The sequence below is a fragment of the Bradyrhizobium jicamae genome (assembly GCF_018130215.1).
GTDB classification, from domain to species: Bacteria; Pseudomonadota; Alphaproteobacteria; order Rhizobiales; family Xanthobacteraceae; genus Bradyrhizobium; species Bradyrhizobium jicamae_A.
Genome location: NZ_JAFCKQ010000009.1, coordinates 47,863 through 62,129, shown reverse-complemented (window position 1 = coordinate 62,129; position 14,267 = coordinate 47,863). Strand labels below are relative to the sequence as shown.

Annotated in this window: 15 protein-coding genes; 1 reads left to right on the top strand and 14 read right to left on the bottom strand. The window is 62.5% G+C overall.

The genetic code is table 11. The features are described 5' to 3' along the window. Window positions 1–9 precede the first annotated feature (9 nt). On the bottom strand, window positions 10–1,110 hold the full coding sequence (locus JQ586_RS13410) for a TIGR03617 family F420-dependent LLM class oxidoreductase (RefSeq protein WP_212395043.1): 1,101 nt from the start codon (window positions 1,108–1,110) through the stop codon (window positions 10–12). A gap of 141 nt (window positions 1,111–1,251) precedes the next feature. Between JQ586_RS13410 and JQ586_RS13405 the strand changes: the two genes are divergently transcribed. Beyond that, window positions 1,252–1,713, top strand: coding sequence for a nitroreductase family deazaflavin-dependent oxidoreductase (locus tag JQ586_RS13405; protein ID WP_212395042.1), 462 nt, complete (start codon window positions 1,252–1,254; stop codon window positions 1,711–1,713). Between the two features lie 123 nt (window positions 1,714–1,836). On the opposite strand, the gene JQ586_RS13400 is transcribed toward JQ586_RS13405, so the two are convergent. The 13 genes from JQ586_RS13400 to JQ586_RS13340 all read right to left on the bottom strand — a co-directional run bounded on the left by JQ586_RS13400 (window position 1,837) and on the right by JQ586_RS13340 (window position 14,197). Beyond that, window positions 1,837–2,511, bottom strand: coding sequence for an ABC transporter ATP-binding protein (locus JQ586_RS13400; RefSeq protein WP_312016965.1), 675 nt, complete (start codon window positions 2,509–2,511; stop codon window positions 1,837–1,839). A gap of 10 nt (window positions 2,512–2,521) precedes the next feature. Then, window positions 2,522–3,196 (bottom strand): ABC transporter ATP-binding protein, encoded by a 675-nt coding sequence (locus JQ586_RS13395; RefSeq protein WP_212395040.1) that lies wholly within the window; start codon window positions 3,194–3,196, stop codon window positions 2,522–2,524. Window positions 3,197–3,243: 47 nt separating this feature from the next. Continuing rightward, window positions 3,244–4,191, bottom strand: a complete 948-nt coding sequence (locus JQ586_RS13390) for a branched-chain amino acid ABC transporter permease (RefSeq protein WP_212395039.1) — start codon at window positions 4,189–4,191, stop codon at window positions 3,244–3,246. A gap of 71 nt (window positions 4,192–4,262) precedes the next feature. Then, window positions 4,263–5,129, bottom strand: coding sequence for a branched-chain amino acid ABC transporter permease (locus tag JQ586_RS13385; protein WP_212395038.1), 867 nt, complete (start codon window positions 5,127–5,129; stop codon window positions 4,263–4,265). A 6-nt stretch (window positions 5,130–5,135) separates the two neighbouring features. Continuing rightward, window positions 5,136–6,299, bottom strand: coding sequence for an ABC transporter substrate-binding protein (locus tag JQ586_RS13380; protein ID WP_212395037.1), 1,164 nt, complete (start codon window positions 6,297–6,299; stop codon window positions 5,136–5,138). 54 nt (window positions 6,300–6,353) lie between these two features. After that, window positions 6,354–7,865 (bottom strand): class I adenylate-forming enzyme family protein, encoded by a 1,512-nt coding sequence (locus JQ586_RS13375; protein WP_212395036.1) that lies wholly within the window; start codon window positions 7,863–7,865, stop codon window positions 6,354–6,356. 82 nt (window positions 7,866–7,947) lie between these two features. Further along, on the bottom strand, window positions 7,948–8,424 hold the full coding sequence (locus tag JQ586_RS13370; protein ID WP_212395035.1) for a MaoC family dehydratase: 477 nt from the start codon (window positions 8,422–8,424) through the stop codon (window positions 7,948–7,950). Window positions 8,425–8,462: 38 nt separating this feature from the next. Beyond that, window positions 8,463–9,719 (bottom strand): beta-ketoacyl synthase, encoded by a 1,257-nt coding sequence (locus JQ586_RS13365; protein ID WP_212395034.1) that lies wholly within the window; start codon window positions 9,717–9,719, stop codon window positions 8,463–8,465. Between the two features lie 40 nt (window positions 9,720–9,759). Further along, complete coding sequence (locus tag JQ586_RS13360) at window positions 9,760–10,467, bottom strand: ABC transporter ATP-binding protein (protein ID WP_212395033.1); 708 nt, start codon at window positions 10,465–10,467, stop codon at window positions 9,760–9,762. Further along, the gene (locus tag JQ586_RS13355; protein ID WP_212395170.1) at window positions 10,464–11,258 is read right to left on the bottom strand and encodes an ABC transporter ATP-binding protein; all 795 of its coding nucleotides are present in this window, start codon (window positions 11,256–11,258) and stop codon (window positions 10,464–10,466) included. Before JQ586_RS13355 ends, JQ586_RS13360 begins: the two co-directional genes overlap by 4 nt. Then, complete coding sequence (locus tag JQ586_RS13350; protein ID WP_212395032.1) at window positions 11,255–12,241, bottom strand: branched-chain amino acid ABC transporter permease; 987 nt, start codon at window positions 12,239–12,241, stop codon at window positions 11,255–11,257. The genes JQ586_RS13355 and JQ586_RS13350 overlap by 4 nt, the downstream gene beginning before the upstream one ends. Then, window positions 12,238–13,092 (bottom strand): branched-chain amino acid ABC transporter permease, encoded by an 855-nt coding sequence (locus tag JQ586_RS13345; RefSeq protein WP_212395031.1) that lies wholly within the window; start codon window positions 13,090–13,092, stop codon window positions 12,238–12,240. Before JQ586_RS13345 ends, JQ586_RS13350 begins: the two co-directional genes overlap by 4 nt. Window positions 13,093–13,102: 10 nt before the next feature. Then, a complete protein-coding gene (locus JQ586_RS13340) occupies window positions 13,103–14,197 on the bottom strand; it encodes an ABC transporter substrate-binding protein (RefSeq protein WP_249147569.1) in 1,095 nt (364 codons plus the stop codon). Window positions 14,198–14,267: the final 70 nt, after the last annotated feature.

Sequence of the window (14,267 nt, the reverse complement as noted above, 5' to 3'; positions counted from 1 at the left end):
GGGCCGCGATCAGGCTGCGGCCCCGAGAATGGTACGCCGGGCGCGCGCGTCCCCTTCGGACTGAATGTCCCTGGCGAGCTGGCGCAGCCGCTCGCGATCGGCATCGCTTTTCACCGCGATCGAGAATTCGCAGTTGGTGACCACGCCGCCATAGCGGTCGCAGAGCTTGCGGCCGATCGTGTCGTAGGTGGCAATCGTCACGAAAGTGTGCAGGACCTCGTCGCTGATATGCTGTGGCATCTCTTCCCAGCGCTGCGCCCGCGACAGCAATTTCAGCCGGTCAGCGAGATCGCCCAGACCGAGATGATCAAACGCGGCTCGATATTGCGGCGTGGAGGCGTAGAAGGCGATCCGGGCGCGCACGTCGCGCACCTTGGGCACCAGCTCCTGCTCATTGGCGGCCGTGGCAACCAGCGGCTTCATGCAGACCTGGAAACGATCCAGCGACCGCCCTGCCTTCTCTGCCCCCGCTCGCACCGCCGGCAGCATCACCTTCTCGATATAAGACGGCGTGCAGACCGGATGCGGCCGGACGCCCTCGGCGACCTCGCCCGCCACCTGGCACATCAGCTGGTTCACCGCGGCAAGATGGATGGGGATGCCGGGATGCTCGATCGGACCGGGATTGAACAATGGTACCATCAGATTGATGTTATAGTGCGGTCCCTTGACATCGAGCGGTGTGCCGTTCTGCCAGCAATCCCAGACCGCGCGAACCGCGCTCACATATTCGCGCATCCAGGGCCCAGCGGGCGTCCACGGCAAGCCGAAACGCCGCTCGATATGGGCCTTCACCTGGGTGCCGAGGCCAAGGGTAAAGCGGCCACGGGACAGTTTTTGCAGCGTCCAGGCGCTCATCGCGGTTACGGTCGGACTGCGCGGAAAGGCAATCGCGACCGACGTGCAAAGCTTCAACGTCCGCGTCGCCTGGCCCGCCAGCGCCAGCAGGATGAACGGATCGTCCTTGGTTTCCTCGACCACGAGCCCGTCGTAGCCGATCTCTTCCAGCAGGCGCGCCTCGGAGGCAATGGAATGGAGATCGAGCGGAATTTCCGGCGCGCGCAGGCCGGGGTCGACCTTGCCCAGCGGCAGAAGCGTTTCAAGCAGCACGTCTGCACTCCAGATGAATGGCCGCCGCAATCTAGCACGCGAGGGCTTCCCGCCAAGCCATCGCGGGAACTCTCCGGGATCCAGAATTGGCCGATCGAGCGCCCGATGCTATGGTTCCCTGCAGCTCTCAAGGAGGCCACGATGTCTGAAGCAAAACTTGCTCCGAATCTGCCGGACTGGATGCTCGAGCACGCGAACCGCTATCTTTCCAGCGGCGGGGCAGACGGGCACATGTACAAGGTCAACGTGCCCGAGCGAGGCGAGCTCACGGTCCCTGCGCTGTTGCTGACCACCACAGGCCGCAAGTCCGGAGACAAATACATATTTCCGCTGTTCTACGGAACGGACGGCGGCAGTTACTTCATCGTGGCCTCAAAGGGAGGCGCGCCCGAACACCCGGGCTGGTATCGAAATATTCTCGCAAACCCCAATATCGAAGTCCAAGTCGGGACGAAGAAGATGAACGCCCGGGCCAGGACAACGGCGGGCGAGGAACGCAGCCGACTCTGGAAAAAGGCATTGGAATTCTGGCCGCCCTACGCCGACTATCAGCTCAAGACCGAGCGCGAGATCCCGGTGGTGGTGCTCGATCCAGTCCACTAGACGACGTGGCTCGCAAACGCTGCTGTCACGTCAATTTGCATCGCCAGCTCGCCGATGCAGAGCCATCGCGGGCGACGTACCGCCTGCAAGGATTTCTGCCTGCCAACCCAGCAAGCCGCCATGTCAAACGCCAAGATACGCTTGTCGGAATTGCGGCTGGCCAAGCACCTCATTCGGTGAACCTTCGGCTCTGATCCGACCATTTTCGAGCAGAATGAGCCTGTCCGCGACGGCCGCCGCGAAGGACGCGTTCTGTTCGGCAATCAGGATTGTCAGGCCTGTGCCGTGCAGTTCACGCAGAATCGCGGTGACCTTGCGGATGATGATGGGAGCAAGGCCGAGGCAAGGCTCGTCGATCAGCAGGACCTGCGGAGCCGACATCAGTGCACGGCAAATGGCTACCATTTGCTGCTCGCCGCCGCTCAACGTCCCCGCAAATTGATCTGCGCGCTCTGCAAGAACCGGGAAGCGCTCCATCAGCACTGTCAGTCGCTGCCGGCTTTCGGCGGCCCGGCAGAGATAGCCGCCCAGCTCGAGATTCTCGCGGACCGACATAAGCGGAAACAATTGTCTGCCTTCCGCCACCTGGGCAACGCCAAGACGCACGCGATTGTCCGTGGTCAGCCCGGTCAGGACCCGTCCGTTGCTGACGATCCTGCCGCTCGACGAAACGAGGCCTGTTATCGCGTTCAGTGTCGATGTCTTGCCGGCGCCGTTGGCGCCGACCAGGGCCACAATGCTGGCATCCGGGACCGCAAACGAGATGCCGCGAACAGCTTCGTTGCGTCCGTAGCTCACCGAGAGATTCTCAATCTCCAGCAAGGTCGCGCCCTCCGATATAGGCCTCGATGACGCGCGGCTCCGCGGTGACGGTCGCGGGCGGGCCGTCGGCGATCAGCCGCCCCGCATCGAGCACGATCGCGCGCGACACCAGGTTCATGAGAAAATGGAGGTTGTGATCGACGACCACGACGGTCACTCCGGCTTGCTGCAGGCGCCGTATGGACTGCTGCAGGACGTCGGTCTCCCCCGCACTCAAACCGGCGGCGGGCTCGTCCAGCAGCAAGAGCCGCGCTCCTGTCGACAGCGCCATGGCGATCCCGAGCAGCCGGGCCAATCCGGCCGGAAGGGAGCTTGCAGCCTCTGTCGCGAACTCTTCGAGGTCCAGGAGGCGGACTACCCTTTCGAGCTCGCGATCGCGCTCGGAATCGCCGACGCGACGATATCTGGCGACCCGAAGGCAATCCTCGACGCTGAGATTATGGAAGCTTCGTGCGCCCTGGAACGTACGCACCAGACCGAGCCGCGCGAGCCGGTGCGTGGGATAGCCGGTCACGTCGCGGTCCTGGAAAAAGATCCGTCCCGCCCCGGGACGCACGAAACCGGTGATCACGTTGAACAGCGTCGTCTTGCCCGCGCCATTCGGCCCGATCAGACCAAGAAGTTCACCCTCCGCCACGCTGAATTCGACATTGCGGAGCACCTCGAGACCGCCGAAACGATGGCTGATATTCGTGAGCCGGAGCATTTTCAGGCCCCGCTCCGCCTGGTGCCGGTCATCAGTCGATTGACGGCACCGGCAATGCCCTTTGGCGAATACAGTGCCATCACGACGATGATGATCCCGAGCAGAACAAGCCGGTAGTTCTTGGCGACGCGCAGAAATTCTGGCAAGCCAACGAAGATCAGGGTCCCCAGGATCGGCCCAGGCGTCGTGCCCAATCCGCCCACGATGAGCATACCGACGAGCGCGATCGAATCCGACGCGTTCATCATTTCAGGCGAGATAAAGCTGGTAAAGACGGCGTAGATGGCCCCAGCGAGCGCCGCGAGCGTGGAAGCCAGCGTGAACGCCGCGACCTTGTGCGCCGTCACGTCAATGCCAAGCGAGGTAGCCAGTGTCTCGTCGTCGCGAATGGCGAACAGCGCGCGACCGAAATCGCTGCGGCGGACGAGAATTGAAATCAGCAGACAGAGCAGCAGAAAGCCGGTTGCGAGACAATAAAGGCCGCGCGTCGAGCCGAAATCGACTCCAAGGACGACCCCGGGCGTGTAGACGAGCTGCATGCCTTGCGGACCACCGGTCAATTCATGAAGGTTGGCGGTGACGAGCCTCAACAATTCGCCGAAAGCGAACGTGATCAGCGCAAGATGGATGCCTCCGGTGAATCGCATCGCCGGATATCCGACCGCTACCGCAAGCACGGAGGTCAAGAGAGCCGTGAGCGGCAGCGATGTCCAGAATCCCACATCCAGATCCCGGATGAGGAGCGCAGAGGCGTAGGCGCCAAATCCGAAGAATGCCGACTGCGACAGCGCGAACTGGCCCGCAAAGCCCAGGACGATATTGAGCGAAACTGCGAGCGCGGCCTGCAGTGCCAGCAGGGTTCCGAGATAGACGATGTAGCGCGAATGGTAGACAACGGGAACAGACAGCAGGAGCGCGAGCACGAGCCAGCCGGCCAGCGCCAGCAGCATCGAAGCCGCGAGCCGCGATTGTCGGCCCGGGACATCCGCCGCCGGCGCGCGAGCGCTTGAAACCTCGCCCGTCATACGCGCGCCTTTCCGGCGCCGAAAAGGCCCGTCGGCAGAAACAGCAGGGCAAAAATCAGGATAATGAAGCCGTACCCGTCCCGGAACGACGCCGACAGATAGCGTGAGCCAAAACTCTCGGCGAGACCAAGCAGGAAGCCCGCGGCAATGGCGCCTGGAACACTACCAAGACCGCCGAGCGCGGCGAGAATGAACCCCTTGGTGAGCGGCGCCGCCCCCATGAACGGCGTCACTGCGAACAGGCTCGCGTAAAGAGCACCTGCGGCCCCGGCAAGAGCGCTCCCAACCGCGAAAATGGATCGGCTCACAGTATCGACCCGCACGCCGACGAGTGCCGCTCCCTGTCGGCTCTGCGACATGGCGCGGATCGCCTTGCCAAGGGTCGAATACTGCAGGAACAGCCAGAAGCCCAAAATCAAGGCCGATGAAATCACGAACACCAGCGAACGCTGAGATGAGAGGAGGAGCGGCCCCACCGCAAAATTGCCGGACACGGGAGCGTCCATGAAGCGGGGGTCCGGAGTGAGCGCCGCCGCGGCGACATTCTCGATGATCATGATGAGGCCCAGCGATACAGCCAGCCCCGCGAAGGGATCACCAAGCGTGCGGCGGAACACGGCGCGTTCGAGCAGGGCTCCGAACACGCCCATGGCCAGCGTCGCTACGATTGCGCCGACCCAGAAGGAATGGCCAGCGCTCACCAGGAAGAAGCAGACATAGGCGCCGAGCATCACGCTCTGGCCGTGGGCAAAGTTGAGGATGCCCACGAGACCGAAGACCAGCGTGATGCCCAGCGCCACCATCGCGTACAGACTGCCGACCATGACACCGTCAAGCCCAGTCTGGATGATATCGAGCAGCATGAGGCCTCAGAGAACCTTTTCGGGAATCGAATAGGTTTTGCCGCCCTTGATGATGCCGATGTCGACGTCGGTGACTGCGTGACCGTCCTTGTCGAAGCTCATCCGTCTCACGCCGTCATACACCATGCCCTTGAGCTTCGCCGCGATCGCGGCCTGATCCGTCGTCGTCCCGGCTGCATCCATCGCCTTGCCCAGCATGAAAACCGCGTCATAGAAGGTCAGCGCCCAATAGGTGTTGGCAACGATGTCCTTTTTCGTGGCGGCCTTGTACCGGTCGATCCAGGCCTTGACCTTTTCGTCGCTGGACGAGGCGAGATCGCGCGTCAGGATCTGCCAGACAAAACCATCGATCTTGTCGGCATACTTGACTGCGGGCGCGCCCGAGCCGCCGCGATAGACGAACTTCTTGGGCAGATCGCCGACTTCGAGGCTCTGGCGAATGATCGCTTCAGCGTCCGGGTCGGCATAGCCGATGAACATGCCGTCGAGACCCTTCCCTTGGAACTTGCGCAGGACCGGCGCGAAATCCGTCGTTCCCGGCTGGAAGAATTCGACCATCGAAACCTCGACACCAGCCTGGCTGAATAGCGGCTGGTAGGCCTTGACGAAGGTCTTGGAGACGTCGTCGTTCGGGACGAGAATTCCGACCTTCTTGAGCCCAAGTTCTTTCACCACGACCGGAACGAAACCCTTGGCGACCGTGTCGTCGGTATCGAGCGCCCGGAAGGACAACTCATTGCCTGGCTTACCGACGATGCCATCCATCGCCGTGAACCCGCCGATATACATGACCTTGGCCTTGGCCATCTGAGTAGCGACAGGCACGCCAGGGACGCTGGTCAGCACGCCCATGACAACGTGAATGTCCTCGTCGCTCAGGAGCTTCTGCGCAGCCGTCGCAGCCGCATCCGGCTTCGATTGCGCGTCCTCCTGGACGATTTCGATGCGGTAGGCCTTGCCGCCGACCTTGAAGCCGCCTGCCCCGTTGATTTCGGTCACCGCCATCTGCATCCCTTCAAGCGCGGGAACGTCCCAGCCGGAATGAGGGCCAGTCAGGCTCCCAACATAACCGAGCTTGACGACACCAGCCGTCTGGCCCAAGGCCGCCGATCCCGCGAGCGCGAACGTCAGCACGCCGGCAACAAGACCCTTCCACCTCATTCCGCTCATTCGATTCCTCCTTTGGTTCGCTACCCCTTGTTTGTTTTCCGGGTGTGCAATCGTTCACGCTGACTTCTTCTCCTGCGCCGCCTCCGCCACGCGCTCGCGTACGCGAAACTTCTCGACCTTGCCCATCGAATTGCGCGGCAGGGCATCAATCACGATAAATGATTTGGGGCACTTGTAGCCCGCCAACTCGTTGCGGCAGTGCGCGCGCAATTTGTCCGCATCGATCGACTTGCCGGGACGAGGCACGACGACTCCAACGACGGCATTGCCCCAGCGCGGATCGGGCTGGCCCACGACAGCACATTCGAGCACATCGGGGTGATCGTGCAGCACGCGCTCCACCTCCGAGGAATACACGTTCTCGCCGCCGGTCACGATCATGTCGTTGCGACGATCGAGCAGCTTCAGCCGCCCATCGTCGAGAAACAATCCGACATCGCCGCTCTTCTGATAATGACCAGCCCATGCCTTCCGCGTCGCTTCAGGGTTATTCAGATAGTGCGAGAACGGGATCGGCGTGCGCGCAGCGACCTCGCCGACGATACCGGTCGCGCAGGGCTCGCCATTCCCGTCGAGCACGACAACCTCGCAGCCGAACGCAGACCAGCCGACGCTGTGCGGGACGATCGTACCGCGCCGCTTGATTTCGCTGGTCACCCAGCCCCCCTCGGTCCAGCCGTAGGCTTCGAAGATCCGGGCGTTGGGAAACATCTCCATCATGTCTTCAAGCGTCGACGGTGACAGCGCGGCGCCGGAGCTGAGAATGCTACGCGGGCCCAACAAGGGCTCGCGTCCGCGCTCGCGCCACAGCTCCAGCATCATCGCGGACATCGTGGGCACCAGGAACGACCATGAGCATCGTTCACGCAGTTCGTCGTAGCTGGCCGCGACATCGAAGCGCTCGACAATGCGCAGCCGCGCCCCACGATAGAGGGCACAGAGGGACAGTGAACAGAAGCTCATGTGGAAGGTTGGTCCTGGTACGAGCATCACGTCGTGCGATGCGACGTCGAACTCCCATCCCCACCACATCAACCGCTCAACCCAGCAATCCATCGTAACGGCGGCGCCCTTGGGAAATCCGGTCGTCCCGGATGTGTAGAAGACCACCGAAATGTCGGACCCTTTCAGGGGTGTTCTTTTGAAGTCCGCGGCCACCCCATCGGGGACTGCATCGCAATCCAGGCAGCGCGGGCCATACTCGCTTCCGATCGATCTGGCGCGCTCAATCTGGTCGCCGCCGGACAGCAGCACGGTGGCATCCGAGTCCCTCAAGATGTATCCCATCTCCGCGGGCGCGAGGCGGGTGTTGATCGGCACTGTGGCGACACCGCAAAGCTGGCAGGCCAAATAGGACAGAAGCGAGTCGACGCCGTTTGGCAGCAGGACGGCGACCATCCGCCCATTACGGCCGGGCGGCACCTCGCCAAGTGCAGCGGCGAGCGCATACATCCTCGCAACAAGCTCGCGATACGTATACGACCTTCCACCCACGATCTCGATCGCGATGCGGTCAGGAAAGGCGCCGGCCACAACTTCGAGCTGTTCCGCTATCGTGAATTTCATGTTTCCTCCACCACCGGTTCGACGCTGCTTCGGCGGTCAGCCGCAGCCAGATGGGACCATCCGCAAAATGGTCTTTTTTTCATCACGATCCGGCGTGTTTCCTATCGGCTTGGTCTCGTGCGACATTCAAAATCAGCCAATCGGCAATAACAGCAGGCTGATCCGAATCCTGAATTTCGATGGTGATGAGGTATCGGCAAAGCCAGGAATTCGGCGCCCGCTCCTTCATCTCCACCAGTTTGCACCGTGCCCGGATCGAAGCGCCCGACTTTACGGGTGCAAGAAATCGAATCTTGTCGAAGCCGTAATTCACGCCCATCTCGAGGTCAGAGACTTCCGGAAAGACTTCCTTCATTTCCCCCATCAGCGATAACGTCAAAAGGCCATGCGCGATGGTGGTCCCAAACGGGCTGTTGGCTGCACGCACTGGATCGACATGAATGTACTGATGGTCTCCCGTCGCTTCGGCAAAGCCGTCGATGCGCTTCTGGTCGACGACGATCCATCGGGAAATGCCGGTCTCCTGGCCGATCCGCTGCTGCAATTCCGCGAGTTTCATCGGCGCTCGCGATCCTTGTTGGGTTACTTCCATTGCCGTCACGTTCGGGTCACGACGATCGAGGCGTTTTGGCCCCCGAAGCCGAACGCGTTGATCTGCAAGGTTTCGACCTTCATGTTGCGCGGCTCGGAGATGACGATATCGAACCTCGCCTCCGGATCCGGCTCATCGGTGTTGGCCGTGAAGACGAACCTGTCCTGCCTCATGCCGAGCAGCCCCGTGATCAGCGCCATGCCGCCGGAAGATGCGCCGCTGTGGCCGAGATGACCTTTCACGGAAGCGACGGGCAGCCTGCGACTGCGATCGCCATGCACGCGGTTGATGGCCTGGATTTCGGCAGTGTCGCCCTTCGGCGTGCCGGTTGCATGGGCAACGAGCGCGTCGACGCGCTCCGCGGCAATGCCCGCATCGGCCAGTGCCATCTCGATCGCGCGCGCTTCCCATTTTCCGGATGGATCCGGCGCGGACGGATGATAGGCATCCGCGAGCGAGCCATAGCCGCGCACATAGCCCAGAATATCGGCTCCTCGCGCACGCGCATGATCGCCGCGTTCGAGCACAAACATCGCGGACCCCTCACCGACCACAATGCCGCTGCGTTTGATGTCGAACGGCATCATCGCGCGACGTGGATCGTTTGACGGGGCGACCATGCCGTAGGCCGTGCTGGTGTAGTAGAGCGCTGGAACGAAATCATGATCGGGCAAGCCACCCGGCAGCGCCAGGCCGCCATCGGTGCCGCCGGCGATCAGAACGTCCGCGCGGCCGCTCGCGATCATATGAGCCGCCGTTCCAATCGCATCGAGTGACGAAGCGCAGGCTGTGGTGACCGTCAGGCTCGGGCCGTGCAGGCCGTACTGCATTGCGATCTGCGATGCCGCCATGTTGGGATAGATCTGAATCTCGGTCTTGCGCGGCACCGATCCTGGCCCATTTGTCTCGAGGAGGTGCTGCGCCTTCATCAACGCGCGCGTGCCGCCCATGCTCGTGCCATGCACCACGCCGGCGCGAAGCGGGTCGAATGTGCCCAGGCCGGCCTCGCCGATCGCCTGTTTGGCGGCAGCGAGCGCAAACTGCGAGAACATGTCGGTGCCGTCCTCGATCTTCTCGTCCATCCAGTCCCGCGGGTTGAAATCGCTCACAATGGCCCACCAACTCGGCCGTCCCGACTCGCCCTTGTGCCAGGGCGCCTCCCGGATCGCGATCTCGCCAGCCATCATGGCGTCGTGAAACTTGCGCGAGCCGCAGCCGAGCCCAGAGACAATTCCCGTTCCCGTGATCGCTACATCAAGCATTCCGGCCTCCATTCATTCCCAAGCATTGTCGTGACTGACATCAATGTGTTCCCATCAGGCGAAACGCGGTTCCCCTGCGATCGGCAAGCTCGGCGGGCGCGCCCTCGTGAATGATTTCGCCACCGCGCAACAGAACGAAGCGGTCACCGAGTGCTGCAGCAAAGCGCACGTTTTGCTCTGCGATCAGGAGCGCCATGCCCAGCGAGCGGAGCCGGTTGATCGCAGCGATGAGCTCGTCCAGTACCACAGGCGCCAGCCCCTGCGAGGGTTCGTCGAGCAGCAAGGCCTTCGGACGGCGGCCCAACGCGACCGCCAGCGCAAGCATCTGCTGCTCGCCGCCGCTCAGCATCCCCGCCGGTTGCGCACCGCGCTCGCCAAGAATCGGGAACAGCGCGAGGACTTCAGACAATATCTCGCGACGTTCCGCACCCGGCAGATGACGAAGCGCGATTGCGAGATTTTCTTCGACCGTGAGCGGCGCGAACAGGTTGCCACGCCCTTCGGGCACCAGTACGAGACCACTGCCGGCACGGACGCGCGCCGAGGCCTGGTCGAGGCGTCGCCCCGAAAGGGTGATGCCTCCCGATGACGCGACAATTCCCGCGAGTGCGCCGAGCAGGCTGCTCTTTCCGGCACCATTGGCACCGAGCACGATCAGGTATTCTCCCGCACTGACGGACAGGTCGATGTTGTGGCAGACCTGCAGCCGACCATAGTGGGCGCTGAGGGAGGTCGCGGTCAGGGTCATTGCCAACCTCCTGCCGCGTCCTCGATGTCCCCAAGCGCTCCCAGATAGGAGCGGATGACGTCATCGTTGCGCAGGACCTCGTCGGGAGTGCCTTGGCACAGCACGTTTCCAGTCTCGAGCACGGCAACGGACCGACACAATTGACGCACCATGTCGATATTGTGCTCGACCAGCAGGACGCCGAGACCTCGCGCCGCGACGGCACGGACTTCGGCTGCGAGCTTGTCCTTTTCGACCGAGGTCAGACCGGCGGCAGGCTCATCGAGCATGACGAAGCGTGCTCCGGACACAAGGCAGCGAGCGACTTCGACAAGCCTCAGGAGGCCCAGCGACAGCTTGCCGACCTCGACGTGGCGCAGATTGGCAAGTCCCAGTCGCTCCATCTCCGCTTCGGCGCGTTCGCGCAGCAGTCGCTCCTCGCGCATGGCCCAGGGCGAACCGAACAGCGCGCCGACAAGGGAGGACCGGACCGAGGCATAGAGCCCGCAGGTCACTGCGGTCAAAACCGACGTCCGGGCTTCAAGCCGCGGTGTCTGGAATGTGCGCCCTACGCCCTTCGCGACCACCTGATGCGGCCGCATCCCCGTAATATCCTTACCGTCGACCGAAACCCGACCGCCGCTCGGTCGCACGAAACCCGTGATGCAGTTGAACAGGGTAGACTTGCCGGAGCCGTTTCGGCCGATTAAACCCATGACCGCGCCCGGCGAGACCACGATGTCCACTCCACGGAGCGCGCGGACGCCACCGAAAGATACCTCCATTCCCTTTGCGACAAGCCCTCCGCTCATGGCCGGCTCGCCTCGATTTCGAGCGCCGTCACCTCGCCTGAGCGAGACCGTCTCAATTGCCTGACCTGGGCCAGGCCGCCTTCGATGAGGCCGAAGATTCCCCGCCGCGCGACCAGCAAGATCACAATGAGCGCTATGCCGTAATAGACGCCCTGCAATTCGGCAGCCGGCAGAAGACGGGTCAGGCCGTCGAGCAGCAAGGTTCCCAGGATTGGACCGAGGATGAATTCGGCGCCGCCCACCACAGCCATCAGCAGCGCTGAAATGGACAGATGAGCGTCGAGGGATTCCGGACTGACGAAGCTGATGTAGTGCGCATAGAGCCAGCCTGACACGCCTGCGATGCTCGATGAGATTGCGAAGGCCGCGCTGACCAGCATTGGCGGGTTCACACCATCGGCGGCAGCCCTCGCCTGATCGAAGCGCAATACGTTGAGGGCGCGACCATAGGCCGAATGGCAGAGATTCTCGTACAGGAAGACGACGATGACGACCATCGCCCAGATGAGCCAGGCATAGCTCGCGGGAGCTTTGACAAAGCCGATGCTCGGAACGCCGGCAATTCCCATATATCCGCCGGTGAAGTCGTCAGCGCTGCGGATCGCGATGGCGATGATGGATCCGATTGCCAGTGTGGACAGCGCCGTCGCCAACGGCGACAGCCGCGCGACCAGCCGCGCGACCGGAAATGCGATCAGCGCCGGAAGTAACAGGGCGACCGGAAGATCTGCAAGCGGCGGCCAGCCCCAACGAACCGTGCAAATCGCAGCCGCATAGGCACCGAGACTGGCAAACGCCGCCTGCGACAAAGTCAGAATGCCGGCCTGGCCGTAACTCAGGCCGACCGAAAGTGCGAGCAACGCATAGATGCCAAGCAAGGCTGCACTGTCCGTCCAGACCGCATTCCGCGTTACGACGGGCAGCGCGATCAACACGCATATCGCCAGCACCAGCGTGTTCCCGCGTCGTGCAACAAAACTCACGGCCGTCCTCCCGCCAGCGCTTCGGTGTCTGCGGGTCTCATCGAAAGCACCAGGAGTATGAACAGGAACGGCGTCATGGCGGACAAGGCCTCGGAGAGATAGCCGGATGCCAAGGCCTGGGCGACGCCCATCGCGATCCCACCGAACAGACAGCGCAACGGACTGCCCACGCCGAAAACGATCGCCGCGCCAAAGCCGCTCAAGGTCAATCCGAGCGGCGCGGTGAAGTCAATTCCAGCGCTGTAAAGCACCAGGAGGCCCGCGAGTCCCGCAAGCAAACCGCCGGCCAGGTAGACGCCCATCTGCAACCCTTCCACGGGGATCGCCGCGAGGGTGGCGCCAACGGCGTTGACAGCGGACGCGCGCATCATGCGGCCGAGCGAGGAGTGCCGCACCACGACATGCAGGATGACCACGACGATCGCAGCGATCAGCAAGTTGAACAACCCCTGTTGATCCAGACGGATACCGCCTAGCGACCACGATGCGGCGACGTAACTGACGATGAAAGACCTTGCCCCCCAATACCAGAGAACGAAGGACTCGATGACCGCGGACAGTCCGAAACTTGCCAGAGCAAAGACGATGCCGTCCTCGCATCCGAGCCGCTTCAAGCCGACGAAAATCAGAGACATGATTGCCGCACTCAGCATCGCTGCGGCGAGCCCGGCCTCAGCTCCCGCGATGCCGCCGATCGTGGCCGCGACAGCTGCGGCGATCAGCGCATAGGCGCCGACCGCAAAGTCGATCGTCCGTGCGGTGGCGAACAGAAGACTCATGGGTGCGGCCAGCAACGCATAGATCGCGCCGGCCAGCGCACCCCTGAGCACATATTCCACAAAATGAATCACGCCGCCCTCATCAAGGCACGCTGCGGAACTGCTTGTTGCGGACTTCCGTGATGACCAGAGCATCCTCGTGCCATCCGTCGTGGTCCTTGGCCGAATAGCAGACGCGTCCGCGCGCGAATTTGTCGAAGTCGCAAAGGCTTTCGAGCGTCTCGCGCATGCTTGCGCCGGTGATATCCTTGCCCTTCTGCCTGTCGATGGCGCCAAGCGCAGCCATCAGGGCATTAGAACCCGTAAGCTCACCCCATCCCTGCGGCTGCTTGCCGGCCGCCTCCAGCATTTTGGCGAGTTCAGCCTCGCCTGGAGTCGGATCGTAGGGCAGATTGCCGATGCTGACGATCCGCAGGCCCTCGACTTCATTTCCGACGTTCTCGGCAAATGACCGTTGCGCCAACCCGGCATTTGCGTAGATCGGCACGGACAACCCGACCTGCCGCGCAGCTTTGACGAACGAGGATCCGAGGGCGGCAATGGAAATCTGCAGGAAAACGGCCTGCGCCCCCGCGTTCCGCAATTTTGTCGCCTGTGCCGTGAGATCGGTCGCCGTGTAGGGAGCGCTCGCCGTCTCCACGACATTGAGCCCGAGCGATGGTCCCACTTCGCGCGCGAGATCGACGCCGGTCTTTCCGTAGGCATCCTCTTGATAAAAGATGCCTACCTTCTTCGCATTACCCTTGGCCATATCCTGGAGGATCGCGCGCACATCGGAAGCGTCGCTCGGCGCTGCGCGGAAGATCCACGGGTAGAATTCGTTCTTTGGATCGGTGATCGCCAATGTGCCCGCCGGGCCAATCAGTGGCGTAGATAGCCTTTGCGCGATCGGACCGGCGGCAAGAATGCCGGAGCCGGTGCTTGGCCCGACGATCGCGACAACCTTGTCATTGATCGCCTGATTGACCGCTCGTGTCGCTTCCGTCGGATTACTCTTGTCATCATAGAACGAGATCTCGAATTTGCGGCCGCCTTTGGTCGTCGAGCTCATCTTGGCAACGATCGCCTGGATCGCGTCGCGCTCCGGAATGCCGAATACTGCAGCCGGCCCACTGAGGCTCAGCACCGCGCCAATCTTGACAGGCGCGTCCTGCGCGCGCGCGGAACCAGCAATCATGGCTACCGCGCCGACGCAGATTGCCAGTGCTCTCAACATCCTCAAGTTCATCCCATCCTCCCGATCATGT